Origin of the sequence: Roseivivax jejudonensis, assembly GCF_900172265.1 — a bacterium.
Taxonomy (GTDB): Bacteria; Pseudomonadota; Alphaproteobacteria; order Rhodobacterales; family Rhodobacteraceae; genus Roseivivax; species Roseivivax jejudonensis.
Window position 1 is genome coordinate 586,051 of the sequence record NZ_FWFK01000002.1, and the last position, 24,929, is coordinate 610,979.

19 protein-coding genes are annotated in these 24,929 nt (G+C 67.1%); 6 read left to right on the forward strand and 13 right to left on the reverse strand.

Annotated features, from left to right (window positions below):
* Positions 1-590: 590 nt before the first annotated feature.
* Together ROJ8625_RS07725 and ROJ8625_RS07730 are read left to right on the forward strand one after the other, a co-directional pair.
* Positions 591-1,816 (forward strand): IS3 family transposase gene (locus tag ROJ8625_RS07725; protein WP_143535068.1). Its coding sequence is split into 2 segments (ribosomal slippage): positions 591-933 and positions 933-1,816, totalling 1,227 coding nucleotides; the frame shifts between segments, so codons are not numbered across the junction.
* A gap of 7 nt (positions 1,817-1,823) precedes the next feature.
* On the forward strand, positions 1,824-2,177 hold the full coding sequence (locus ROJ8625_RS07730; protein ID WP_085791283.1) for a GNAT family N-acetyltransferase: 354 nt from the start codon (positions 1,824-1,826) through the stop codon (positions 2,175-2,177).
* Between the two features lie 2 nt (positions 2,178-2,179).
* Here ROJ8625_RS07730 and ROJ8625_RS07735 read toward each other — a convergent pair whose 3' ends face one another.
* The 13 genes from ROJ8625_RS07735 to ROJ8625_RS07795 form a co-directional block, all read right to left on the reverse strand.
* The gene (locus tag ROJ8625_RS07735; RefSeq protein ID WP_085791284.1) at positions 2,180-3,118 is read right to left on the reverse strand and encodes a formate/nitrite transporter family protein; all 939 of its coding nucleotides are present in this window, start codon (positions 3,116-3,118) and stop codon (positions 2,180-2,182) included.
* Positions 3,119-3,467: 349 nt separating this feature from the next.
* Positions 3,468-6,593 (reverse strand): efflux RND transporter permease subunit, encoded by a 3,126-nt coding sequence (locus ROJ8625_RS07740; protein ID WP_085791285.1) that lies wholly within the window; start codon positions 6,591-6,593, stop codon positions 3,468-3,470.
* The gene (locus ROJ8625_RS07745) at positions 6,590-7,792 is read right to left on the reverse strand and encodes an efflux RND transporter periplasmic adaptor subunit (RefSeq protein ID WP_085791286.1); all 1,203 of its coding nucleotides are present in this window, start codon (positions 7,790-7,792) and stop codon (positions 6,590-6,592) included. The genes ROJ8625_RS07740 and ROJ8625_RS07745 overlap by 4 nt, the downstream gene beginning before the upstream one ends.
* Positions 7,793-8,202: 410 nt before the next feature.
* Positions 8,203-8,397, reverse strand: coding sequence for a DUF2783 domain-containing protein (locus ROJ8625_RS07750; protein ID WP_085791287.1), 195 nt, complete (start codon positions 8,395-8,397; stop codon positions 8,203-8,205).
* 4 nt (positions 8,398-8,401) lie between these two features.
* On the reverse strand, positions 8,402-10,027 hold the full coding sequence (locus ROJ8625_RS07755; RefSeq protein ID WP_085791288.1) for an FAD-dependent oxidoreductase: 1,626 nt from the start codon (positions 10,025-10,027) through the stop codon (positions 8,402-8,404).
* A gap of 78 nt (positions 10,028-10,105) precedes the next feature.
* A complete protein-coding gene (locus ROJ8625_RS07760; protein WP_085791289.1) occupies positions 10,106-11,056 on the reverse strand; it encodes an MBL fold metallo-hydrolase in 951 nt (316 codons plus the stop codon).
* A 10-nt stretch (positions 11,057-11,066) separates the two neighbouring features.
* Positions 11,067-12,332, reverse strand: a complete 1,266-nt coding sequence (gene fahA / locus ROJ8625_RS07765) for a fumarylacetoacetase (RefSeq protein WP_085791290.1) — start codon at positions 12,330-12,332, stop codon at positions 11,067-11,069.
* Between the two features lie 165 nt (positions 12,333-12,497).
* Positions 12,498-13,859 carry a homogentisate 1,2-dioxygenase gene (hmgA, locus tag ROJ8625_RS07770; RefSeq protein ID WP_085791291.1) on the reverse strand — a complete coding sequence of 454 codons (1,362 nt, stop codon included), beginning with the start codon at positions 13,857-13,859 and terminating at the stop codon, positions 12,498-12,500.
* 165 nt (positions 13,860-14,024) lie between these two features.
* On the reverse strand, positions 14,025-15,530 hold the full coding sequence (locus tag ROJ8625_RS07775) for a sugar ABC transporter ATP-binding protein (RefSeq protein WP_085791292.1): 1,506 nt from the start codon (positions 15,528-15,530) through the stop codon (positions 14,025-14,027).
* Positions 15,527-16,528 carry an ABC transporter permease gene (locus ROJ8625_RS07780; RefSeq protein WP_085791293.1) on the reverse strand — a complete coding sequence of 334 codons (1,002 nt, stop codon included), beginning with the start codon at positions 16,526-16,528 and terminating at the stop codon, positions 15,527-15,529. The genes ROJ8625_RS07775 and ROJ8625_RS07780 overlap by 4 nt, the downstream gene beginning before the upstream one ends.
* 13 nt (positions 16,529-16,541) lie before the next feature.
* Complete coding sequence (locus ROJ8625_RS07785; protein ID WP_234984212.1) at positions 16,542-17,441, reverse strand: ABC transporter permease; 900 nt, start codon at positions 17,439-17,441, stop codon at positions 16,542-16,544.
* Positions 17,442-17,587: 146 nt separating this feature from the next.
* Positions 17,588-18,385 (reverse strand): SDR family NAD(P)-dependent oxidoreductase, encoded by a 798-nt coding sequence (locus ROJ8625_RS07790; RefSeq protein ID WP_085791294.1) that lies wholly within the window; start codon positions 18,383-18,385, stop codon positions 17,588-17,590.
* An 86-nt stretch (positions 18,386-18,471) separates the two neighbouring features.
* A complete protein-coding gene (locus ROJ8625_RS07795; protein ID WP_085791295.1) occupies positions 18,472-19,440 on the reverse strand; it encodes a sugar ABC transporter substrate-binding protein in 969 nt (322 codons plus the stop codon).
* A 235-nt stretch (positions 19,441-19,675) separates the two neighbouring features.
* On the opposite strand from ROJ8625_RS07795, the gene ROJ8625_RS07800 reads away from it, so the two are divergent.
* The 4 genes from ROJ8625_RS07800 (at position 19,676) to ROJ8625_RS07815 (ending at position 24,927) form a co-directional block, all read left to right on the forward strand.
* On the forward strand, positions 19,676-21,484 hold the full coding sequence (locus ROJ8625_RS07800; protein ID WP_085791296.1) for an ABC transporter substrate-binding protein: 1,809 nt from the start codon (positions 19,676-19,678) through the stop codon (positions 21,482-21,484).
* A 26-nt stretch (positions 21,485-21,510) separates the two neighbouring features.
* Positions 21,511-22,317, forward strand: coding sequence for an SDR family NAD(P)-dependent oxidoreductase (locus tag ROJ8625_RS07805; protein ID WP_085791297.1), 807 nt, complete (start codon positions 21,511-21,513; stop codon positions 22,315-22,317).
* A 200-nt stretch (positions 22,318-22,517) separates the two neighbouring features.
* Complete coding sequence (locus ROJ8625_RS07810) at positions 22,518-23,816, forward strand: M24 family metallopeptidase (protein ID WP_085791298.1); 1,299 nt, start codon at positions 22,518-22,520, stop codon at positions 23,814-23,816.
* Positions 23,817-23,922: 106 nt separating this feature from the next.
* A complete protein-coding gene (locus tag ROJ8625_RS07815) occupies positions 23,923-24,927 on the forward strand; it encodes a thiamine pyrophosphate-dependent dehydrogenase E1 component subunit alpha (protein ID WP_085791299.1) in 1,005 nt (334 codons plus the stop codon).
* Positions 24,928-24,929: the final 2 nt, after the last annotated feature.

Sequence of the window (24,929 nt, forward strand, 5' to 3'; positions counted from 1 at the left end):
CATGGCTGGTCCTCGGGGCCCACTTGACCTTTCCACAAGAGCTAGGCCGCTCGGCAGGGAGAGTTTTTGGCTCATCGTAACCACCAAGGAGTGGAAATGAGACATGGTCTTGCCCCTGTTTCATCGGACACTCAGACCTTTGCGGTTTGAGCTTGTATGAACTCGCGAGCCAACGCGCTTCAGCCGGTCGGTCCAAGGCTATTCACACCTCTTTCTATCTCTGAACTTTCCTAAAGTGAGAATAGCGAGCTCCAGCAAGAATATGCATTATCATACTTGCCGACTTAGCCATTTTGGCGCGGAGATCGTGTACTTACACCGATTACTACATGCAGAGCCTATCCAGCTTAGCTTCGTCATTGCAGAGACTAGCGCTTTAAAGATTAAGTATTTGTTATATAATGATAATTTTTTAGATACAGCAACTTTTTAAGGCTTGCCAGCCTGCCTGCGTCATCGATGCAAGCACGAGTTACCTGTTAAGAAATGATAACAATTTGAGAAACTTCAGCCGTCTGCTCGGCCGTCTGCCTATGAACTGGCCCCCGTTTCGACAGGACACTTGGGCATAGCCATGGAGGCTTAGGCATATGCCTGAGCACGTGCTTATGTCTGAGATTGAGATCATCACCGATGGCGGCCGCCGACGCCGCTGGCCTGCCACGGAGAAGCTGCGGATCGTCGAGGAGACGTTGGAGGAGGGCGCCAGCATCTCGGTCGTCGCGCGCCGGAATGGCGTGGCTCCCAACCTGCTGTATCGTTGGCGTCGTCTGATGCTGGACGGAGGAGCAGTGGCCGTGTCCGAGGATGACGACGTGACCAGCAATCGTGCCGTGCGGCAGATGGAGGATCGCATCCGCGAGCTCGAGCGCCAGCTCGGCCGCAAGACGCTCGAGGTCGAGATACTGAAGGAGGCCCTCGACAAGACGCGCTCAAAAAAACGGACGTGGCTCGCGCAGTCGCAGCCGAAGGGCGGTTCCCGGTGAAGGCCGTGGCCGAGACCCTGGGCGTCTCCCGGTCGAACCTGCACGCCCGGATGAACGGGAGCGCAAAGCCGCGGCGGCGCTACCACAAGGCGCAAGACGCGGCGCTGCTGCCGATGATCGAGGCGCTGGTGGCGGCGCGGCCGACCTATGGCTATCGACGCATCACCGCGCTTCTGAACCGGCGACTGCGGGTGGACGGCGCGGCGCCTGCGAACCACAAGCGGGTGTATCGCATCATGCAGGCCCATGGCCTTCTGCTGGCACGAACACATGCCGAGCGGCCCGAGCGCGCCCACGACGGAAAGGTCGTGACGATACGCTCAAACCTTCGCTGGTGCTCCGACGGGTTCGAGTTCACCTGCTGGAACAAGGAGATCATCCGCGGCGCGTTCATCATCGACGCGCATGACCGCGAGATCATCTCCTGGCGCGCCGTGGCAGGCGCCGGCATCAGCGGCTCGGACATTCGCGACATGATGTTGGAGGCCGTTGAGGCCCGGTTCGGAGGCTACCGCGCGCCGCATCCCGTCGAGATGCTGAGCGACAATGGCTCGCCCTACACCGCGCACGACACACGCATCTTTGCGCGCCAGCTCGGGCTGAAGCCATGCTTCACGCCGGTGAGGAGCCCGGAGAGCAACGGCGTCTCGGAGGCGTTCGTGAAGACCCTGAAGCGTGACTACGTGCAGGTCACGCCGCTGCCTGACGCTGCCACCGTCCTCGAATTGATTGCCGGGTGGTTCGAGGACTACAACACAAGTCACCCGCACTCAGCGCTGAAGATGCGCTCGCCTCGCGAGTTCATCCAAGTTCAAATCGCAACCGCCTGAGTGTCCGATGAAACGGGGGCAAGACCAACGCGTCTTCGTCGCGCCTGGCTTGGGGTTCGCGCAAATCGCGCCGCAGCGCGAGGCGGTGCTTGCGGACGCGTACCAGCGCGAGCTGTGGTGTCTCTATGTGCTGGGTGCAGGGCACGGGCAAGGCGTCGGCCGCGGCTTGATCCGCGCCGCCCTCGACGGGTCTGACAAGCCGTTCACGGCTTGCGTTTTTCGTGCAAACGAAAGGGCTTGCGGCTTCTACCTGACGCTTGGCGCCGAGATCCTTACACCTCGGACCGAACGGGTCGGCGAGGCGCCGATACCTGAGCATGTCATGGGATGGAGCCGCGCGGCCGTCGCGCGGCTCCTGTAGCATCACTCCGCCGGAGCGCCGGAGCCGCCTTTGCCGCGGGCGGACCCGCTGCCCGACTTCTTGCGATTCTGCGACGAATTGATCACGGCGGGATCGATCTCCGCCTTTACCTGTCCGTAGGCCAGAAGCGCGAACAGCCCGGTTCCGCCCAGTACGTTGCCGATGAAGGACGGCAGGATCAGACCGAGCCACGTCTTCGCCGCGCTGATGTCGCCCGACAGCCAGAGCAGAAACGCCTCGTTCGACCCCGCGACCACGTGAGTGAATTCGCCCATCGCGATCAAGTAGGTGAAGAGGAAGATCACGAAGATTTCGAACCCTTCGGACGATGGCAGCATCCACACGATCGCCGCAATGAAGAAGCCTGCCGGGATGCCGTATTTGAGCGCCTCCCACGCGGAGTATTCGACGAAGTGCTCGGACACCTGCTTCATGCCCTCGACGTATTCTGGCACCACCGTGCCCCCGTGCACGCTCAGGAACGCGACGAAGAAGGTTCCCAACAGGTTGGCGGCAAAGACCACTGCCCAGAGTCGTGCCGCGCAGTAGACGAGGCTCAGCGACTTGTCCTTCAGCGCCGGCAGAACCACGGTAATCGTGTTCTCCGTGAACAGCTGCATCCGCCCGAGGATCACGAGGATGAAGCCCACGGTGTAGCCCATGTTCTCGATCGGCCCCTGGTAGGGGTGATCCGCGAACGTGACATGAAGGATGCCTTCGGCGAGCACCGAGGCGGCGATACCGATGCCCGCGGCGATGCCCGACCACCATAGCGATCCGAGCGGTCGTTTGAGCTCTTCGCGTCCCTCGAGGTTTATTACCTCGTAGACCGCGCGTGGCGCGAGACTGCGGTGCTTGGCGATGCGCAGCGCCTCCTCGCGGGAATACGTCGCGCCGTTCGGTTCAGCTTCTTGCAGCTGCTGTGCGGTGTCATCGGTCATGAATGCGTCCGGTGCCGGAAGCAGCGCGACGGCGCTGCGGTGACTCGCAAAACGCCGGACGGCGGATCGGGTTCCCTTGGTCGTCTCGGACACCGCTCGAACGACGGCGGCCCGCACGCCCCATCACACCCGCGTCAGTATGCAGATCCGGGAGGCGCCTCGTCCACGAACAAGCACGATACTTTAGAGGAGACCCGCCATGTCCGACCGAACTGAACGGGCCAGACCCGCCACACCGCCGCGCGAACCGGGGGATCGCGCCAGCCATCTCTTCGCGCTGCGCTCGTCGCTCTTTACCTCGATCGGTGGGGCGCTCCTGCTCTTCCTCGTGCTCTGCGCGTGGGCCCGATCAAGCCGGTGTCGCGCTTGCGGATACTGCCTGACGCGCGCGGCGCGGCACGCGCAGCATCAGCATCGCCGGCGTGACGACCAGTGTCAGCACGGTGGCCACGGTCAGCCCGCCCGCGATCGCGCTCGACAGCTCGGTCCAGTACTGGGTCGAGGGCGCGCCATAGACGATTTCGCGCGTGAACACGTTGATGTTGAGGCCGATCACCATCGGCATGAGACCCAGCGCGGTGGTGACCGAGGTCAGCACCACCGGGCGAAGGCGCTGCGCACCGGTCCGCAGCGCCGCCTCGCGCGGGGACACGCCCGCACGGCGCAGATCGTTGAAGGTGTCGATCAGCACGATGTTGTTGTTCACCACGATCCCGGCGAGCGCGATGACGCCCACGCCGCCCATCACGATGCCGAACGGCCGCCCCGTGACCACGAGGCCGAGAAGCACCCCCGCGATGGAAAAGACGATCGCGCTCATCACCACGAGGGCCTGGAAGAAGCTGTTGAACTGTAACACGAGGATCAGGAACATCAGGCCGATCGCGGCGGCGAAGGCCCCGACGAGGAAGGTCATCGATTCCTGCTGATCCTCGGACTCGCCGGCGAAGTCAAAGCTGACGCTTTGCGGCACGTCAGCCGCGCCGAGCGCGGACTGAAGCGCGGCGATCCGCGCCGCCACGTTCTCTCCCGGCGCCACGTTGGCCTCGATCGTCGTGACCCGTCGTTCGTCCACCCGCCGAATGACGCCGACGCGCTCCACCGGTTCGAAACTGACGAAGTTCTGGATCGGGACGAGGCCCGAAGACGTCGGCACCCGCAGGTTGCCCAACTCCGCCAGCGACCGGTCGTCGCTCGGGAACCGCACCCGCACGTCGAGCTCGCCATCGGCATCGGAGGGGCGATAGTCCGTCACGGTAATACCTTGCGTGAGCAGCTGGATCGCCTGACCGAGCAGGCTCACGTCCGCGCCGAAGCGGGCCGCCTCGGCGCGATCCACCTCGATCGCGACCTCTACGCCCGGAAGCGGACGCGTGTCGGTCACGTCGGTAAACCCGCCGACCCGCTCCATCGTGGCGAGCGCGGTCTCGACCGCATCTTCCTGCGTGGCCGGATCGCCGGCCGAAACGCGCAGGTTGACCGGCTTGCCGGATGTCGGCCCGCCGCTCTCGGTCTCGACCTGCACTTCGATCCCGGCGATGTCCGCGGTTTCCTCGCGGATTCCGGCGGCAATCTCCGCGGCGGGCCGCCGGGTCTGCCAGTCGGCGAGGTCGAGCTGGATCGTCCCGATCACGTCCTCGTCGCCCTGCCCGCCGCTCATCGTGGAGCGCGCATAGACGCTGGCGACGCCCCTTGTGCCCAGGAGCCTCGACTCGACCTGGCGCACGAGGTCGTCGCGCTCGTAGATCGACAGATTGTCGCGGGCGCGCACCTGCACCTGCATGAACTCGGGCTCGACGGACGGAAAGAACGTCACGCCGCGCCCGAACTCGCCGTAGATCGCGAACCCGCCCAGCAGGAGCGCCAGCGCGAAGAGAACCGTTGCCCAGGGCCGCACGATGGCGCGGTCGAGCAGCCGCACATAGGCGCCGGTGACGCCGGGCACCCGGCGCGGATCGCCGTCCTCGGCCGCGGCCAGCGCCGCCTTGGCCGCGGCCGAGCGCGGCTGTCCGCGGCCGATCACGCCACCGACGACCGGAATGAAGATCAGCGCCATGAACAGCGAGGCCGACAACGTCAGAAGCACGGTGATCGGCAGGTATTTCATGAACTCGCCGACGAGCCCGGTCCAGAACAGCAGCGGAAAGAACACGCTGAGCGTCGTCGCGGTAGAGGCGATGATGGGCCACGCCATGCGCTTGGCCGCGTGTGCATAGGCCTCGGGCGGAGCGTCGCCGGCGTTGAGGCGCCGGTCGGCGAGTTCGACGGTGACGATCGCGCCGTCGACAAGCATGCCCACCACCAGGATCAGCGCGAACAGCACGACGATGTTCATCGTGTAGCCCAGCGCCCAGATCGCCGCGACACCGGCGAGGAATGCGCCCGGAATCGCGAGCCCGACCAGCACCGCGGACCGAAGGCCGAGCGCGAAGACGATGACGATCATCACGAGGATCACTGCCGCGACCACGTTGGACTCGAGGTCGGACAACAGCGTCTCGACCTGTTCGGACTGATCCTGCAGATACGTGACCCGCAGAGAGTCCGGCCAGTCGTCGCGCAGCGCGGCGATCTCCTCCTTCGTGGCGGCGACGGTGTCGATGATGTTGGCGCCCGAGCGCTTCGTCACCTCGAGCGCCAGCGCGGGTTGTCCGTCGATCCGCGCGAACCCGGTCGGATCCTCGAAAGCCCGGCGCACCGTCGCCACGTCGCCGAAGGTGACGACGGTGTCGCCCTCGACCTTCACCGGCATCGCCATCACGTCCTCGAGGTTCTCGATGAGCCCGGGGACCTTGAGCACGATGCGGCCGCCGCCCGTCTCGATCGCTCCCGCCGCGATGAGCTGGTTGTTGCGCTGGAGCTGGGTGGTGAGCGTCTCGAAGCTGAGGTTGTAGGTCTGGAACACGGTCGGGTCGATCAGCACCTCGAGGAACTCCTCGCGTGCGCCGCCGATATCGACCTCGAGCACGCCGGGCAGCGCCTCGACCGCGTCCTGCACCTCCTCAGCGAGGTCGTTGAGCGTTCGCTCCGGCACCGGACCCGACAGGATCGCGGTGATGACCGGGAACAGCGCCGTGTTGATCTCGGTGACGTTGAGGTCCGTGGCGTCCGCCGGAAGGTCACTCTCGACCCGGTCGGCCGCCTCGCGCACCTTGTCGAGCGCCTCGTCGATGTCGCCGCCGGCGGCGAATTCGAGCTGCACGCTCGCGAAGCCCTCGGTTGCCTCGCTCGACATCTGGTCGAGCCCTTCGATCGCGCCGAACTCCGCTTCCATCGGCTCGATCAGGAGGCGCTCCGCGTCGTCGGGGCTGATCCCGTCGAGCGAGGTCGAAACATAGACCAGCGGCAGCGGTACCTCGGGGTTCGCCTCCTTCGGGATCGCCACGTAAGAGATCGCGCCCACGGTCAGCACGAGACCAAGCAGGATCATCACCGCGCGCGAGCGCGAGAAGGCGGCATCGATGATCCCGTTCATTGATCGTCCTCCACGCCGGCGGTGGCCGCCGCCGCGGCGGCACCGGCGTCGGCCTCGCCGGCGCTCGTCGCCGCGTCACCCTCTTCGGGCTGGGCACGCACCACCTCGCCGTCGCGAACGAAGCCCTGTCCCACGGTGATGATCTCCGCGCTTTCGGGCAGGCCACGCACCCAGACGCCGCCGATTTCGGCCCGGGCGACGCTGATCGGATGAAAGCGCACGCGCCCGTCCTCGACGGTTTTCACGCCGATTTCGCCTTCGGGATCGAGAGACACGATGGACGCCGGGACGAAATGCGCGGTGACGTCGCCCGTGGGGATCGTGACCTCGGCCGACACGCCGGCCGGGATCGCACCGTCCTCGTTTTCGACCTCGATCTCGGCCAGGAATGTGCGGGTCTCGGACGCCGCTGCGCTGCCGACGAAGGTGACCTCGCCCGCGCGCTCCTGCCCCGTGATGAACCGGACCTGCGCGCTCTGTCCGACCTCGATCCGGTTCAGCGCCTGCTGCGGAACCTGGATCGCTACGGTCAGCGGCCGGGTGTCGACCACGCGCGCCACCACGTCGCCCGCCGCGACGTATTCGCCCGTGTCGATGTCGAGACGCTCCACCCGGCCCGCGAAGGGCGCGGCGATCGTCAGGTCCTCGAGCGCTCTTTCGGCCGCGGTGACGCCCGACTCCGCCGCCGCGAGCGTGGCGCGCGCCTCGGCGACGCGATCCACCGTCGCGACCCCGCGCTCGAGCAACGATTGCGCGTTGTCGAACTCGCGTTGCGCGCGCGTGCGCTCTTCTTCGGCCTGCCGCAACGCCGCTTCGGCTTCGGTCGAGGACAGCCGCGCCAGCGTCGCGCCCTCCTCCACTTCGTCGCCTTTCGCCACCGGCAACTCGATGACGTTGCCGGACGCCTCGGCGCGGACCTCGGTATCGCGATCCGGAAGTGCCTGACCCTCGGCGCCGAAGGTCAGAGTGACCGGCTCGGCCTCGGACGCTCGGACGCGCACCGCCGGCGGTTGGGGTTCCGGCGCCTCGGCCTGCTCGGGCTGGCCTGCGTCCCCCTGCGGCAGCACGAACCCGCTGCCCATCCACAGGACGATCGCGACAAGCAACGCCATCGCCACCCAGATCGAGCGCGACGCGCCGCGATCGGTCTCGAACTCGAGAGGCTCGGATCGCCGCGATTGCGGTTCGGACTCGGTCATGAGGCTCGGTCTCCGTTCATCTCATTCGGGCTGACACGCAGCGGGGCGCGGTCTCCGTCGCCGGACCTGGGCGCGCCCGGCATTTTGCCGCCCGGCATGTGGCATCGACGACGATCCGGCACATCAGACGCCGGGTGCTGTCGTCTGGAAAAGGTCGCCCGTCGGCACAGGTTTCGCTGCCATCTGCATAAGCTGCCCTGCGTGGCGCGTCCACGTCCTCCATCTGGCCGGGGCCACGGTCAGGGTGACGTTCCTTTCACGATCGGCAGTGTAGCCGTGATCCGTGACATGACGATCCCGGATCGCACGACGGACGAATTCGCGAGCACCGACCGCCGACGAAGGCCGCGATACGCCGCTCCGCCCAACGCCGCTGCCTGCATCGCGCCGACGCGCTGCCTTGGCCAGCCTCAGCGCACGACGCGCGCCGCCTCCAGCGCCTCGGTCAATGCCGAACGGTCGCCAACGTGATTGGCAAGGATCAGGATCAGCCGCGCGTTGAAGGCCGCGCTTTCGTCGTCCGTCAGCCCGTCATGCGCTGCGATCAGCTCTGCGTAGAACCCGTCGGGGTCGTCGATGTTCGGATCGGTCACCAGTCGCGACATGTGCCTATCTCCGCCCGCAGGCCCGATCGAGCGCGGCGCTCACCGCCTCGGGGTCGAATGTCGCCCAGCGCCCCACAATGTGCTGGTCCGGCCGAACGAGGTAGACGGCGCTGTTTGCCTCTCCGAGATAGCGGGCCGCCAGCGCACCCGACGGGTCGTCGCCCGCCGACAGCGCGAGCCGCCGCGCCGTGACGCCGCCGCTCGTCACTTCCCCGGGCGCGTCGGCGTCGAGCGTCAGAAGCGTGAAGCCCGCCGCCAGCCGCGACAGCAGGTACCCGGCGCCGAGCGGTGCGTCCGGACATGGCGCGCCGGGCCGCGTGCGCGCGGGCCCGCCCGGCAGCGCATCCTCCGAGAACAGCGGCAGCCCGTCATAGACGCAGGGCACCGACAGCCGCCCCGAATTGACCATCGGCCGCGCGAAGGGATGGCGCCCGGCGAGGTCGAGCACGGCATTCCGGAAGGTGTGGCTGACCGCGGATTTCGGCGTGATGAAATCGGTGGCGCGGGTCGAGTTCAGGATGTTCTCGTCGGCGCCGTGGCGTCGCTCGTCGCAGTAGCTGTCGAGAAGGGTCTCGGGCGCCAGCCCCTCGAGCACGAGCGCCAGCTTCCAGCCGAGGTTGTCGACATCCTGGATGCCCGAGTTCGCTCCGCGCGCCCCGAACGGCGAGACCTGGTGCGCGGAGTCCCCGGCAAAGATCACGCGCCCGTGCCGAAACTTCGTCATGCGCCGGCACTGAAAGGTATAGATCGAGGTCCACACGATCTCGTATCCGACCTCCGGCCCGAGCATCGCATCGAGCCGGGCGCGGACGTTCTCCTCCTTCAATTCCTTCGCCCGGTCGATATCCCACCCGATCTGGAAATCGACGCGCCAGACCCCGTCCGGCTGCTTGTGGAGCAGGCACGACGCGCCGGCCGACTTGAACGGCGGCTCGAACCAGAACCACCTCTCGGTGGGAAACTCTGCGTTCATGCGGATATCGGCGATCAGGAAATTGTCCTGAAACACGCGCCCTTCGAACTCGAGACCCATCATCTTGCGCAGGGGCGAGGACGCCCCGTCGCAGCCGATCAGCCAGTCCGCGTCGATCCGGTAGGGGCCGTCGGGCGTGTCGATCTCGAGCCGCACGCGCTCGTCCGACACCTCGACCGCCGTGACCCTGTTCTTTCCGCGGATCTCGATCGGCGCGCCCTCGGACTGCGCCCGGCGCAGGCGCTCCACGAGAAAACGCTCCACGTAGGGCTGCTGAAGGTTGATGAAGGCCGGGAACGCGTGGCCCTCTTCCGGCAGCAGGTTGAACTCGAAGACCTTGCGCTCCTCGTGGAACACCTTGCCGAGGTTCCAGACCACACCCTTGTCGAGCATCGCTCCGGCGACGCCCCAGCGGTCGCAGATCTCGAGCGTTCGCTTGGCGAAACAGATCGCGCGGCTGCCCTGCCCGACCCCCTCGTGGTCATCGAGCAGAAGAACAGGCACGCCGCGCAGACCGAGGTCCAGTGCGGTGGCCAGGCCGATCGGCCCGCCGCCCAGCACCACCACGGCGTGCCGCACCGGCGCGTCCGCGTCCTGGTCGGCGCTTCGCGCATACGGATAAAGCCTGAAAGCCAGATCGTAGCAGTCGTCGAGCATGTCGGTCCTCCTCCCCTCGGCCGGCCGCCGGCGCCCTCCGCGCGCCGCCATGCCCGACCCCGGTCCCGCTCGGCCGCGTCAGTCCTGCAGCGCGGTCCAGAGCTCCTTGTCGCGCGCGGCCGTCCAGATACGCGGCGTGTCGATCCCCCGCGCCTCGTCATAGGCGCGGGCGACGTTGAACGGCAGGCAATGCTCGTAGATCGCGTAGTCCGAGAACTTCGGATCGCACTCGGCGCGCACTGCGTCCCACGCATCCCTGAGCGTGCCGCCGCGGGCGACGACGCGCGCCGCCGGACGGTAGGTGCTCTCGACGAAATCGGCCGTGCTGGCGATGGCCTCCGCCACCATGTCCGCCCCTACCAGCGCGTCCCCGCGCCCCGGCGCGATGGCCTGCGGCGCGTAGGCCGCGATCTCGGCCAGGGTGACCGGCCAATCGCCGAAATGACCGTCCCCGCAATAGCAGGCCGAGCGGTATTCGACGATGTCGCCGGTAAACATCACCTCCTCGTCGGGGACCCAGATCACCGCGTCGCCGGCCGTGTGGGCGCGGCCCAGATGCATGATGTCGACCCGCCGCCGCCCGAGATAGACCGACACCCGGTCGCTGAAGGTCATGGTCGGCCAGGTCAGCCCAGGGATCTCGTCATGCCCCTGGAACAGCCGCGGGAAGCGGTCGAACTCGCTGTCCCAGTCTTCCTGCCCGCGCTCGGCGACCATCGCGCGCGCGGTGTCGGACATGATCACCTGCGGTGCGCCGTAGGCCGACGCGCCCAGAACGCGCACCGCATGGTAGTGCGTCATCACCAGGTGGCTGATCGGCTTGTCGGTGACGCTGCGCACGCAGTCGATGACCTTCCGCGCAAGGCGCGGGGTCGCCTGCGCCTCGACGATCATCACGCTGTCGTCGCCGATGATCACGCCGGTATTGGGATCGCCCTCCGCGGTAAAGGCGTAGAGCCCCTCTCCGACCTGCGTGAAGCTCACGGTCTTCTCGCTCATGTCTCCGGCGGATGCGAATGCCTTGGCCATGTCGTCTCTCCTAGTCCTTCGCCCAATCGGGCAGTTCCCGCGCGGGCCGCACCGTCCCGGTGCACGATCCGAACCCGATGCGGTAGCCGTCGCCCTCCGCCGCGCCGCGCAGGATCAGTGTGTCGCCATCCTCGAGAAAGCGACGCGTCTCCCCGGCCTCGAGCGTGACCGGAGACGCGCCGCCCCAGCTCAGCTCGAGCAGCGACCCCCGCGCATCGGGTTCGGGCCCCGAGATCGTCCCGGAGCCGATGAGATCGCCCACCCGCATCGGACAGCCCGACGTGGTGTGGTGCGCCAGCTGCTGCGCGGACGAATAGTACATCTCCCGGTAGTTCGTGCGCGCGATCACCGTCTCGCGGCCGCCGGCCGGCGCGAGCGCGACCTCCAGCGCGATGTCGTAAAGCATCGGCCCAGGCTCGTGCAGGTACGCCAGCAGCGCGCGCGCGCGCTCCGGCGTGGCGACCCGGAACGGCTCGAGCGCCGCCTTCGGCACGATCCACGGACCGATCGACGTCGCGGTCGCCTTCGACTGGAACGGCCCCAGCGGCTGGTATTCCCAGGCCTGGATGTCGCGTGCGGACCAGTCGTTCAGAAGCACGTAGCCGAAGATCATCTCGTCGGCCTCGGCGACGCTGACCATCCCGTCCGAGGGCTGCCCGACGATCGCGCCGAGTTCCAGCTCGAAGTCGAAGCGCGCGCTCGGCGCGAACCGCGGCAGGTCGGCGTCCGCGTCCTTCACCTGCCCGCGGGGGCGCGTGACGTCCGTTCCCGAGACGACGACGGACGAGGCGCGCCCGTTGTAGCCGATCGGGATCGACAGCCAGTTCGCCGGAAGAGCGTTCTCGGGGCCGCGGAACATCGTGCCGACATTGGTGGCGTGATGACGGCCGGCGTAGAAATCGGTGAACTCCGACACGCGCACGGGCATCGCCATCGCCACGTCGGCCTGCGCCACCAGATACGCCGCCAGGATATCCGCATCCTCGGAGCCCTCGGCCAGCATCTCGGTCAGCGCGGCGCGCAGCCGCGCCCAGGTTCCGGGCCCCCGCGCGATGAACGCGGTCCAGTCGCCCTCCCCGAGGATCGCGCCGGCGCCCGGGGCGATCTCGATCCGACCGTCCGCCTCGAGCCGTGTCACGTCGAGGATGCTGTCCCCGATCGCGACCCCGCAATGCGCGCCGCCCCCGGCGGCGAAGGCGCCCAAGGGCAGGTTGTTGAGCGGAAAATCCGCCCCGGGCGCGTTCGCGCTCTCCACCCAGCTACGCTCGAGGCCCATCGGTCCTCCCGCCGGCGCGCGCACTCATCCGCCGCCCCGTGCTTCTTCTTGGCCCAAATACTCCGGGGGAGGCGCCGCAGGCGCCGGGGGCGGAGCCCCCATCAAGGCCGACCGCCGCGGAGCCGCCTCCACGGCGGGTCACGCCCGAACCCCGTCCCGGACCGGTCATTTCACCCCCGGCGTGCCGTCGAACTTCTTCTCGATCCCGTCCCAGCAATCGACGTAGTCGTCCTGCAGTGGCGCCTCCGTCCCCGCGAAGGCGGTCAGGTGCTGGGGAAACCGCGTCTCGAACATGAACGACATGGTGTCGTCGAGCTTGGCGGGGGCGAGATCTGCGTTCGATGCGCCCTCGAACGCCTCGCGGTCCGGGCCGTGCGGCAGCATCATGTTGTGCAGCGACAGGCCACCCGGAACAAAGCCCTGCGGCTTGGCGTCGTACTGGCCGTAGATGTTGCCCATCAGCTCGGACATGACGTTCTTGTGGTACCACGGCGGGCGGAAGGTGTCCTCGGCCACCATCCAGCGCTCGCGGAACAGCACGAAGTCGATATTCGCGGTTCCGTCGACGCCCGACGGCGCGGTCAGCACCGTGAAGATCGACGGGTCCGGGTGATCGAACAGGACCGCGCCCACCGGGCAGTAGGTCGCGAGGTCGTACTTGACCGGCGCGTAGTTGCCGTGCCACGCCACGACGTCGAGCGGGCTGTGCCCGATCTCGCAGGCGTGGAACTGCCCGCACCACTTGATCGTCAGCGTCGATGGCGTTTCGCGGTCCTCGAAAGCGGCGACCGGCGACTTGAAGTCTCGCCGGTTCGCCATGCAGTTGGCGCCGATCGGACCGCGGTTCGGCAATTCGAATTTCTGGCCGTAGTTCTCGCAGACAAAGCCACGACACGGCCCCTCCAGCACCTCGACCCGGTAGACCAGTCCGCGCGGCAGGATCGCGATCTCCCGCGGCGCGAGGTCGATGACGCCGAGCTCGGTCGAGAAGCGCAGCCGCCCCGCCTGCGGCACGACCAGAAGCTCGCTGTCGGCCGAGTAGAAATACGCGTCGCGCATGCTCTCGGTCACGAGATAGACATGGCTCGCCATGCCGGTCTGCGTGTTGACGTCGCCGGCCGTGGTCATCGTGCGCATCCCTGTCAGCCAGGTCAGCGGCTCGTCCGTCAGGGGCACCGGATCCCAGCGGTACTGCCCGAGCGAGGTCACGCCCTCGGGGATGTGCGGCGCGGTCTTCCAGTACGGCAGGTCGATCGGCCGGTAGCGGCCGGAATGCTTCACCGAGGGCCGGATGCGGTAACACCACGTGCGCTCGTTGCGATGCTGCGGCGCGGTGAATGCCGTGCCCGAGAGCTGTTCGCCGTAGAGCCCGTAATTGCACTTCTGCGGGCTGTTCATGCCCTGCGGCAACGCGCCCGGCAGCGCCTCGGTCTCGAAGTCGTTTCCGAAGCCGGGCATGTAGCCTTCGGTCGTGCCCTCCTGCGTGGCGGCGCGGCGCATGCCGTTCGGAAGTTCCTGCGTCGTCATCGGCGGCCTCCCCTCCCGCGGCCGATCGGCCGCGCTCCGATTCGAGGCTCCATTGTTCGTTGCATTTGCAATGAGGTCAACGCAGCTCATCGCTCGTTGGCAGGGCCGCGCAGACCCGTCGGGCGCCGACGGGTCTGCAAGACTTGATCGGTTTCTGGATGCGGTTCAGGCCGCCGGTTTCTCGGACAGGCCTGAAATCGCCTGCACCAGCGCGTCTTCCGTCACCTCCTCGGACGAGAAGGTCCGGGTGATCCGGCCCGAGAACATCGCCACGATCCGGTCGCTCACGTGAAGCACCTCGGGCATCTCCGAACTGATGACGATCACCGCGTAGCCGTCCGCCGCCAGGCCGCGGATCAGGTTGTGGATCTCCGCTTTCGAACCGACGTCGATGCCGCGGGTCGGCTCATCGACGATCAGCACTTTCGGCTTCATCGCCAGCCACTTGCCGATCACGATCTTCTGCTGGTTCCCGCCCGACAGATTGCCGACGGTCTGTCGCCAGCTCGGCGTGCGGATGTCGAGGCTCTCGTGATAGCGCGCGAAGATGTCGGTCTCCGCGCCCTCGGCAGTCAGCATGCCCGACGCGAGATCGGAGACCTGCGGCAGGGTCATGTTGTCCCGGCAGTTCATCCCGAGCACGAGCCCCTGTCCCTTGCGATCCTCCGGCACGAGGCTGATCCCGTGCGCGATCGCGTCGGCCGGCGAGCCGAGTCGCACCTCGGATCCGTCGAGGAGGATGCGGCCCTTCGAGGGTTCGCGCAGCCCGAAGAGGGTTTCCGCGATCTCCGTCCGTCCGGCGCCCACGAGCCCGTAGAAGCCAACGACCTCGCCCCGCCGCACGGCAAAGCTGATATCCTCGTAGAGCCGCCCGCAGGACAGGCCCTGAACCTCCAGCGCGACGTCGCCCAGTTGATGGTGCGAGGTGTTCCGCGACAGGTCGAGCGCGCGACCGATCATGAGCTGCGTGACCTCGTCCTCGTCGGTTTCGGCGGTGTCGAGCGTGCCGCGATACTGACCGTCGCGCAGGACGCTGATGCGATCGGTGATGCGGAAGATCTCCTCCATGCGGTGCGAGATGTAGATGATGCCGACGCCCTGCGCCTTGAGATCCGCGATCACGTCGAACAGGACGACCTTCTCGGCGTCGGTCAGCGACGCCGTCGGCTCGTCGAAGATCACCGCGACGGGATCGACCGTCAGGGCCCGCGCGATCTCCACCATTTGCTGGTTGGCGATCGACAGATCGCCGACCTTGGTGCCGGGGCCGAAGCTCACGCGCAGCTTGTCGAGGATCCGCTGCGTGTCGGCGTGGAGCCTCGCGCGGTCGACACGGCCGAAGCCGCGCGTCGGCAGGGCACCGAGATAGATGTTCTCGGCCACCGACAGTTCGGTCGCGAGGCTCAGCTCCTGATGGATGAACATGATCCCGAGCGCCTTGGCATCCTGCGGGGTCTGCATCACCACGGGCCGCTCGCCGACATGGATCGTCCCCTCGTTCGGCTGGTGGATGCCGCCCAGAACCTTCATCAGCGTCGACTTCCCGGCGCCGTTCTCCCCCATGAGGGCGTGCACCTCACCGGGCCGGACGTCGAAGCTGACGCCGTCGAGCGCGCGCACGCCCGGAAAGGTCTTCACGATGTTCTCGAGGCGAAGCGCGGCGGCGGTCATGTGCGAAGCTCCTGTCTGCCCTTCACGTTGAGTTGCCGGTCGAGAAACAGCACAGCGATCAGGATGAGGCCGATCACGAGGTTCACCGTCTCGGTGTCGGCGCCGATATAGCCCAGCCCCTTGCGCAGCAGCTGGATCGCGATCACGCCACCGAAGGTCGCCACGACCGACCCCGACCCGCCGGTCAGTTTCGTGCCGCCCAAGACCACGGCCGTGATCGCCCAGAGTTCGTAGAGCGTGCCGTCGTTGGGGTTCACCGATCCGCTTTCGGAGTAGAACACGACCGCCGACAGCGCCGCGAGGAAACCGATCAGCATGAAGTTGATCATCATGTGCGGTCCGACGCGGATCCCCGCGTTCACCGCCGCCTCGCGGTTGTCGCCGATGGCGTAGGCATTGCGACCGTGCACGGTGAAGTTCATCACCAGCCAGAGCACGAGAACCGTGCCGAGCAGGAACCACGTCGCTGTGTGCAGGCCCAGAACCTGCGCCTCAGCGAAGTCGATCAGCGTCCAGTTCAGGTGAGAGGTTGGCTGTTCGCCGTTGTACATGAAGACGAGCCCGCGATAGCCGAGCATCGCGCCCAGGGTCACGATGAAGGCGTCGACGCCGGTCTTCCACACGATGAAGCCGTTGATCGCCCCGAGCACGACGCCCGTCGCGAGCGCCAGCGCCCAGGAAATCGGGATCACCCAGTCGCCGAGTCCCGCGAAGATCGGCCAGGTCATGCTGTCGAGAAGGACGATCGCCGCCAGCGCGAAGGTCGCGCCCACCGACAGGTCGATGTTGCCGTTGATCATCACCACGGTCATGCCCAGCGCGATGATCCCGATCGGCGCGGACTGCTTGAGCAGCAGCAGCATGTTGTCGAGGTCGAGGAACGCGGTGTCGGTGACCGAGAGGTATTGGCCGGCCACCGAGAAGAACGCCAGTTCGACCGCGATGAACGCCCAGATCGCGCCGCGCTTGAGGAAGGTTGAGAGGGACCCGGGTTGCATGAGCGACGTCTCCTCAGGCGATGGGGGACAGGAACCGGCCGCGCTTGGCGCCGATGTCGAGCCAGACGGCGAGGATGATGATGATCCACGTCACCACGTACTGGGCGTAGAATTGCAGGCCGATCAGCAGCAGACCGTTCTGGATGAAGCCGAGGATCAGCACGCCGATCACGGTCTTGTAGATCGCGCCCGACCCGCCGAGGAGCGACGCCCCGCCGAGGATCACGGCCGCCAGGACCTCGAGCTCCATCCCCTGCCCGACGGTGTTCTGCGACCCGAGCGAGCGGGAGGCCTGGATCAGCCCGGCGCAGGCCACGCAGAAGGCCGAGACGAGATAGCACAGGAAGACCACGCGCGCCCGGCGGATGCCCGAGAACGTGGCCGCCGTACCGTTGCCGCCGACGGCGTAGACCTTGCGGCCGAAGGGCGTGCGCGCCAGCACCACGCCCAGCGTCGCGGCCAGCAGCGCGAAGAGCAGGATGGGCACCGGGATGCCGAGCATCTCGCCCTGCCCGAAGACCGAGAACCACGTGCCGGACTTGTCCGCGATGTCCATGTTCTGGCCGCCCGACCAGGTGAGCGTGAGCCCGTGGATCGCCGAGAGCATCCCGAGCGTCACGATCAGCGAGTTGAGCTTCAGGTATCCCACGAGAAAGCCGATGAACGCCCCGAGGCAGAGCGTCAGCGCGAACATCGCCGGGATGGCCAGAGCCGGTCCGATCTTGTCGTGCAGGTCGAGCACCACGATCGTCGAGAACGACATCATCGACCCGACCGAGAGGTCGAGGTTGCCCGAGATCACCACGAAGGTGACGCCCAGCGCCATCACCCCGAGGATCGCCGAGGACCGTATCACGCCCATTATGTTCTCGGGATCGAGAAACCGGGAATTGGCCAGCGCGAAGCCGATCATGAACAGCACAAATGCGATCAGGATCCCCTGCTTGGCCACGAGCTTCAGGATCGGTTCGCGCGGGGGCGCGTCCTTGCCGCCGCGCTTGGCGTCGGTCGTGCTCGCGGTATCGGCCATGGTCTCCTCCGGTCTGTTGCCGCCCGCGCTCATACCAGCGTCATGCCGCCGTCGATCATCACGATCTGGCCGGTCATGTAGTCGCTGTCGCGCGAAGCGAGGAACGTGGTCGTTCCGGTGATGTCGTCGGGCCGCGCCACGCGCCCTCTGAGGATGGAGGCCGAGAACTCCTCCATCGCCTGTCCCGGCCGTTGCGCGGCGCCGATTTCCATGAGGTCGCGATCGACCTCCTCCCACATTTCGGTGGCCACGACCCCGGGGGCAAAACCGGTGACCGTGATGTCGTGCTTGGCGAGATCACGGGCCGCTGACTGGGTCAGGGAAACGACCGCCCATTTCGACGCGCAGTACGGCGCGACATTGTCGAATCCCTGGCGCGACGCGATCGACGCGGTGTTGACGATCTTGCCGCCCGTGCCCTGCGCGATCATGCGGCGCGCGGCCTCCTGCATGCCGATCAGGCAGCCGAGCCCGTTCACGCCCATGATCAGATTCCAGTTGTCCTCGGTCACGTCGAGAAAGTTCATGGGCCGGTTCACGCCCGCATTGTTGAACATCACGTCGAGCCGGCCGAACGTGTCGACGGTGTGCGCGATCATCGCTTGGACCTGCGCCCGGTCCGTCACGTCGACCTGCGCGTGGGTGACGCGGCTTCCCTGCCCGTTCAGGCCGGCGCGCTTGGCCTCCGCGGCCTCCGCGACGGCTTGTCCGTTCAGGTCGGCGAAGCACACGTCGGCGCCCTCGTCGGCCAGTGCGCCGGCGATGGCGCGACCGATGCCGCGCGCGGCGCCGGTCACGATGCAGACACGGCCCGAGACACGTCCCATGACCCCCTCCGTTCAGCAGCAGGACTGATCGGGCCGGCCGCCTCGCCCAAGGGAGGAGGCGCGCGACCGGCCCGGCGGACCGAGTCTCAGAAGACGGGCTTCGAGAACTCGCCCATGTTTTCCTGCGTGATCTTCGGCGTGTCGAAGTAGTTGAGGAACGGCACGTCCTCGCCGTTGAGCACGTCGAGCGCGGTCTGCAGCGCCGCCTCGGCGTCATCGACCGGGGACTGGTAGATCGAGCCCCAGTAATCGCCCGCCTCCATCGCCTCGTAGCCGACCGCGAAGTTGGTGGCGCCCACGAAGGTGATGTCGCCGGCGCGGCCCGCGGCCTTCGCCGCGTTCAGCGCGCCCACGCCCATGTTGTCGTCGCCGGAATAGACGCCGTCGATGTCGTCATACTTGACGAGGAACGCCTCCATCACCTGCTGGCTCTTTTCGCGGTTCCAGTCGCCGGGCTGGGTCTCCAGCAGGGTGACGTTCGGGCACACTTCGGGCAGCCTTTCCTCGAAGCCCTGCGCGCGCTCGATCGCGGTGGTGTAGCCGGGCTGGCCCGAGATCTGGACGATCTGCGCCTCGTCCGCGATTCCCTGCTCCTTGAAGCGGTCGCACATGATCTCGGCCGAGCGCGAACCTTGAGTGATGTTGTCAGGCCCCGAGAAGGACGCGACGAAGTCGAAGCCCGGCTCGGCGATGTTCGAATTGGTGACGATCACCGGGATGCCGGCCTGGCTGGCCTTGCGCACGGCCGGGATCACCGCCTCGCCGTTCGTCGGCCAGATGATGATGGCGTCGACCTCCTGCTGGATGAGATCCTCCATCTGCGCGATCTGGCGCGCGACGTCCCCGCCGGCATCGAGCACCACGGTCTCGACGTTGTCGTTGGCCTCCGCCGCGTCGATGAACGCCTGCTCGTAGGTCGTCTGGTAGCTGTCCACGCCGACGTTGTTCTGCGTGATGCCGATGGTGAAGCTGTCCTGCGCGAGCGCCGATCCGGCGCATGCGACGGCCGCGAACGCGGTGGTGGCGGCGAGCGTCGCCTTGGTCTTGGTCAGCATCGGTGTGTCCTCCCCGAAAACGTTATCAAGTGCTGAATTTCGGCGGCCTCGACCGGCTCCTCCCCGGTGTCCCGCGCCGTTCGCGCCGAACGGGCCGCCCTGCCCCGATTGATCATCCAGATCCCGTCGCGTTTGCCTCCGAAATGTATCCATTTTGGATAATCTAGTGTCCATATTGGACATCTGGGCCCGATACCCGGGTATCCAATTTGGAGAGGCTTGGAGACACGTCGCGATGACGCAGCGCAAAAACCAGTCGCAAAAACCGGACCCGAACGAAGTGAACCAGCCCCGCCACGATATCCTTCCGGCCGACGAGGCCGCCGCGGCCGCGCAGCTCGATGCGGACGGCACGGCGGAGCTGGAGCGCGTGGTGACATTCATCGGCGACCTCATCTCGGAAATCGAGACCACGCTGGAGCCGTCGGCGCCCAACCCATACCTCAACATGGCACTGCATCTCATAAAGAGCCATCTCGAGGGGCGCCTGGTGACCGCCTCGGCGCTCGTGGCTTCGGCCGGCGTGCCCTACGCGACCGCCATGCGAAAACTGTCCGACATGCGCCGCGCGGGCCTCGTGGAGGACCGCGCGCGCTCGGACACGGGCAAGAGCGTGTCCCTGCATCCGAGCCCGCGCCTGATCGAGACCTGGACGCAGCTTTCGGGCCGGATCGTCCGCCTGGGCGAGACGACGTTCCGCCACGAGATGCGCGGACCGGAGACCGCCGACTACTATTTCGGCGGATCCTACATGGCGGGGCAGTCGCTCCTTCAGCCGCCGCGGGTGCTGCCGCAGCCGCTGAAACTGTCGGGCGGCCTGCGTGTTCTCGTCCACGGCGACCCGACCTTCATGGTGATGGTCGCGCTGAAGCGCCAGTTCGAGCAGATCGTCGGCAACAGCATAAAGGTGCGGGCCTTCTCGATCGACCGCTTGCGCGCCGAGGCGCTGAAGAACGCCGAACGCGCGCAGAGCCGCTACGACCTGATCGCGGTGGACCTGCCGCTGATCGGCGAATTCGTGAAGCGCGGCGTGCTGCGGCCCCTCGACGAGGTGATGGACGTGTCGCGGCTCGATCCCGGCGACTTCCACACCGCAGGCTGGCGCGCGACCCATTGGGAGGGGCGCCCCTACGGCGTGCCGAGCCAGACCACGCCCGAATTGATGTTCTATCGCCGCGATCTCTTCGCCGAGGCGGGCCTGGAACCGCCGACCACGACAGACGCCGTGCTCGAGGCGGCCAAGGCGCTGCACGCGCCGCGCAAGGGCCGCTACGGCATCGCCTGGAACGCGGCGCGCGGCACGGCACTCGGCCACACCTTCATGATGACTTGCGCCGATTTCGGGCAGCCGATCTTCGACCTCGCGGCGATCGCGGGCGGCTACGACGCCGACCACCTCGACCGGCCGCTGACCCCCACCATCGACACTCCGCGCGCCCGCGACGCCGCCGAATACCTGTTGGCGCTGATGGACTACTCACCGCCCGACATCCTATCGATGTCATGGTACGAGCGCGTGCGCCCGTACGCCGCCGGAAAGATCGCGATGGCCTACGGCTACACGCTGCTGGCGCCGTATTTCGAGCTCGACGTCTCGTCCCCGGCCTACGGCAACACCGCCTACCTGCCGCACCCGCACGGCCCGCTCGGCAAGCCGATCGCGCCCGTCGGCGGCTACGCGCTCGGCATTCCCGCGAACCTGCCCGAGGACCGGCTGGCCGAAACGGTGGAGGCACTGATCGTGTTCACCTCCGCCGAGGCGCAGAAGCTGTATGTCCAGAACGGATCGCGCACCGCCCCGCGCTATTCCGTGGGTTCCGACCCGGAGGTGCGGCGGCTGTCGCCGATCTTCGACTCGGTCGAACAGATGAGCTGGCGCGACGAGCTACAGTTCTGGCCGCGCCCGCCGGCGCCCGAGATCTTCGAGATCATCCGCATCTGCGGCCACGAGTTCCACGACATGCTGCGCGGCGTCACACGCCCCGCCGACGCGCTCGCCCGCGCCCAGGCCCGCGCCGAGGCCGTCATGGCGGGACGCGACTGACAAGAAGACCGAAAGGGAGGAGACAGATGGACGCCAAACGCCTCGAGGGCAAGAACATCCTGATCACCGGCGCCGGCCGCGGCATGGGCGCCGAGAACGCCGCGAGCTTCGCGGCGCAGGGGGCCAATGTCTGCCTCGCCGACATCGACCGCGACACCGCCCAGGGCGTCGCCGACACGATCAACGGACAGAATGGCGGCCGTGCAATCGCGGTGAAATGCGACGTCACCACCCGCGACGACAACGCCGCCGCGGTGAAGGCCGTGGTCGAGGAATGGGGCATGATCAACGTCGCGGTGTTCAATGCCGGCCTGAACAAGCCGCGCTTCTTCATGGATATCGACGAAGACAACTGGGACCTCATCATGAACGTGAACACCCGCGCCATGTGGCTCGGGATGCAGGAGACCGCGCGCCAGATGATCGCGCAGGGAAAGCAGGACTATCCCTACAAGATCATCACCGTGGGCTCTATCGCCTCGCGCAAGCCGCTGGTGGACGTCACCGTCTACTGCACCTCGAAATACGGGGTGCTCGCGCTCACCCATTGCGGCGCGATCGGGCTCGCCGAACACGGGATCACGGTCAACGGTTACGCGCCCGGCGTGGTGGTCACCCCGCTCTGGGAGCAGCTCGATAAGGATCTCGTCGACATCGGGTTCAAGCAGAAGGAAGGCCAGGCCTACGAGGACATCGTCCGCGACGCGCTGCAGATCAAGCGAGTGTCCTATCCCGAGGACGTCTCGGGCACCGCGGCGTTCCTGGCCTCGCCGGACAGCGACTACATGACCGGGCAGATGATCCACATCGACGGCGGCTGGTGCATCCAGTGACAGCGCCGCCGGTGCCGTAGTCCCCGGGTCGCCCGACGCGCGCCCGCAGGCGCGGCCCGGCCCCGGGACCGGATCGTCCGGTCCGCACGCGACGTGACGACGCCGGGCGGCCGCCATCGCCCGCGAAAGACACATCGCGGGCACTCCGCCCGCGACGGAACGAGACGGCGGGCCCAGCGCCCGCGCCATGGGAGGATCCGATGAACCTTGCACTGACACCCAACGTCCTGAAACCCGCCGATCTCGATCCGAACTGGCGGTGGGAGGGGCGTATCCCGGCCTGGGGGCACACCTCGGTCGATTTCGAGCGGCGGATCGATCACGACCGCCTGCGCCGCTATCGCCTAAGCCGGACGCGCGAGGCGCTCAAGGCGAGCGACTGCGGCACGCTGCTGCTCTTCGACGTCAACAACATCCGCTACGTGTCCGGCACCAAGATCGGCGAGTGGGAGCGCGACAAGATGTGCCGTTTCTGCCTGCTGACCGGCGACGACGCGCCCTACGTCTGGGATTTCGGATCGGCCGCGGTGCACCACAAGAAATACGCCGACTGGCTCGAGCCGTCGCATTGCCGCGCCGGCGTGACGGGGATGCGCGGCACGATCCCGCCGTCCTTCGGCCTGATGCAGAAATACGCCGAGGAGATCGCCGGACTGATCGAGGATGCCGGCATGAAGGACATGCCGGTCGGCGTCGACTACGCCGAGACCGCGATGTTCGAGGCGCTCAAGGCCGCCGGTCTGAACGTCGTCGACGGCCAGCAGGTCATGCTCGGCGCCCGCGAGATCAAGAACTGGGACGAGATCCAGCTCCTGACGCAAGCGGCCAGCATGGTCGACGGCGTCTATCACATGATCTGGGAAGAGCTGAAACCCGGCGTCCGCGAGAACGACATCGTCGCGATGTCCAACAAGATGCTCTACGAGATGGGGTCGGACGACGTGGAGGCGATCAACGCGATCGCCGGCGAGCGCTGCAACCCGCACCCCCACAACTTCACCGACCGTTATTTCCGGCCCGGCGACCAGGCGTTCTTTGACATCCTGCAGAGCTACCAGGGCTACCGGACCTGCTACTACCGAACCTTCAACATCGGCCGGGCGACGCCCGGGCAACACGACGCGTACGTGAAATGCCGCGAGTGGCTCGACGCCGCGATCGCCGCGATCAAGCCCGGCGTCACCACCGACCAGGTCGCCAAGCTCTGGCCGCGGGCGGAGGAGTTCGGCTTTCCCGACGAGCTGTCGGCCTTCGGGCTGCAGTTCGGCCACGGTCTCGGCCTCGCGCTCCACGAGCGGCCGATCATCAGCCGCGCGGTGTCGCTCGAGCATCCGATGGAAATCGAGACCGGCATGGTCTTCGCGCTCGAGACCTACTGCCCCGCCGCCGACGGCTACTCCGCGGCGCGGATCGAGGAGGAGGTGGTCGTCACCGACACCGGCTGCGAGGTGATCTCGCTGTTTCCGGCGGAGGATCTGCCGATCGCCAACCGGTACTGACATTCCCGCCGGCGGCGCGCGCGGCGCGCGGGGACGCCTCCGGCGGGAGTATTTTCGCCAAGAAGAAAACGGGCGCGGCGGGCAGCCGGCGCCGCGGGAGGAGATCATGGCCGAGGCGCCGACACACAACACCGAGGACTACCTGCGGATGTACCGCCAGATGGTGCGCATTCGCGCCTTCGAGGACACGGCCAACCAGCTCTACCTGTCGGCGAAGATGCCGGGGCTGACGCACATGTATTCCGGACAGGAGGCCGTGGCGGTCGGCATCTGCGCGGCGCTGACCGACGACGACCGCATCACCTCGACCCATCGCGGGCACGGTCATTGCGTCGCCAAGGGGGGCGATCTGAAGACGATGTTCTGCGAGCTTCTCGGCAAGGCCGAGGGCTATTGCCGCGGCAAGGGCGGGTCGATGCACATCGCCGACCAGAGCCACGGCAACCTCGGGGCCAACGCCATCGTCGGCGGGTCGATGGGGATCGCCACCGGCGCGGCGCTGACCGCGAAGCTGCGCGAGACCGGCCACGTGGCGGTGTGCTTCTTCGGCGACGGCGCGACGGCGCAGGGTCTTCTCTATGAGGTGATGAACATGGCCGCGCTCTGGCGGCTGCCCGTGATCTATGCCTGCGAGAACAACGGCTATTCGGAATACACCCGGACCGAGGAGATCGCGGCGGGATCGCTGACCGCGCGCGCCGAGGCATTCGGGATCGAGGCGCACCGGGTCGACGGCCAGGACGTGCTGGCGGTGAACGCGCTGGCGCGGGATCTCGTGGAGCGGGCTCGGCGCGGCGAGGGTCCGTTCTTCGTCGAACTCGAGACCTACCGCTACCACGGGCACCACGTGGGCGACATCAACCGAGACTACTACCGATCCAAGGACGAGGAGGCGGAGTGGAAGCGCGTCCGCGACCCGATCGTCAATTTCGGCACGTGGCTCGAAGCGGAGGGAATCGTATCGGCCGACGAACTGGTGGCGATCGGCGAGGCGGTGAAGGATGAGGCCGCGCAGGCGGTCGCCCATGCCGAGGCCGCCGAGTACCCGCCGGGATCGGAGGTCGACATGCATGTCTACAAGGGCGTCGATCACGCCCTCGCCTATATCTGAGG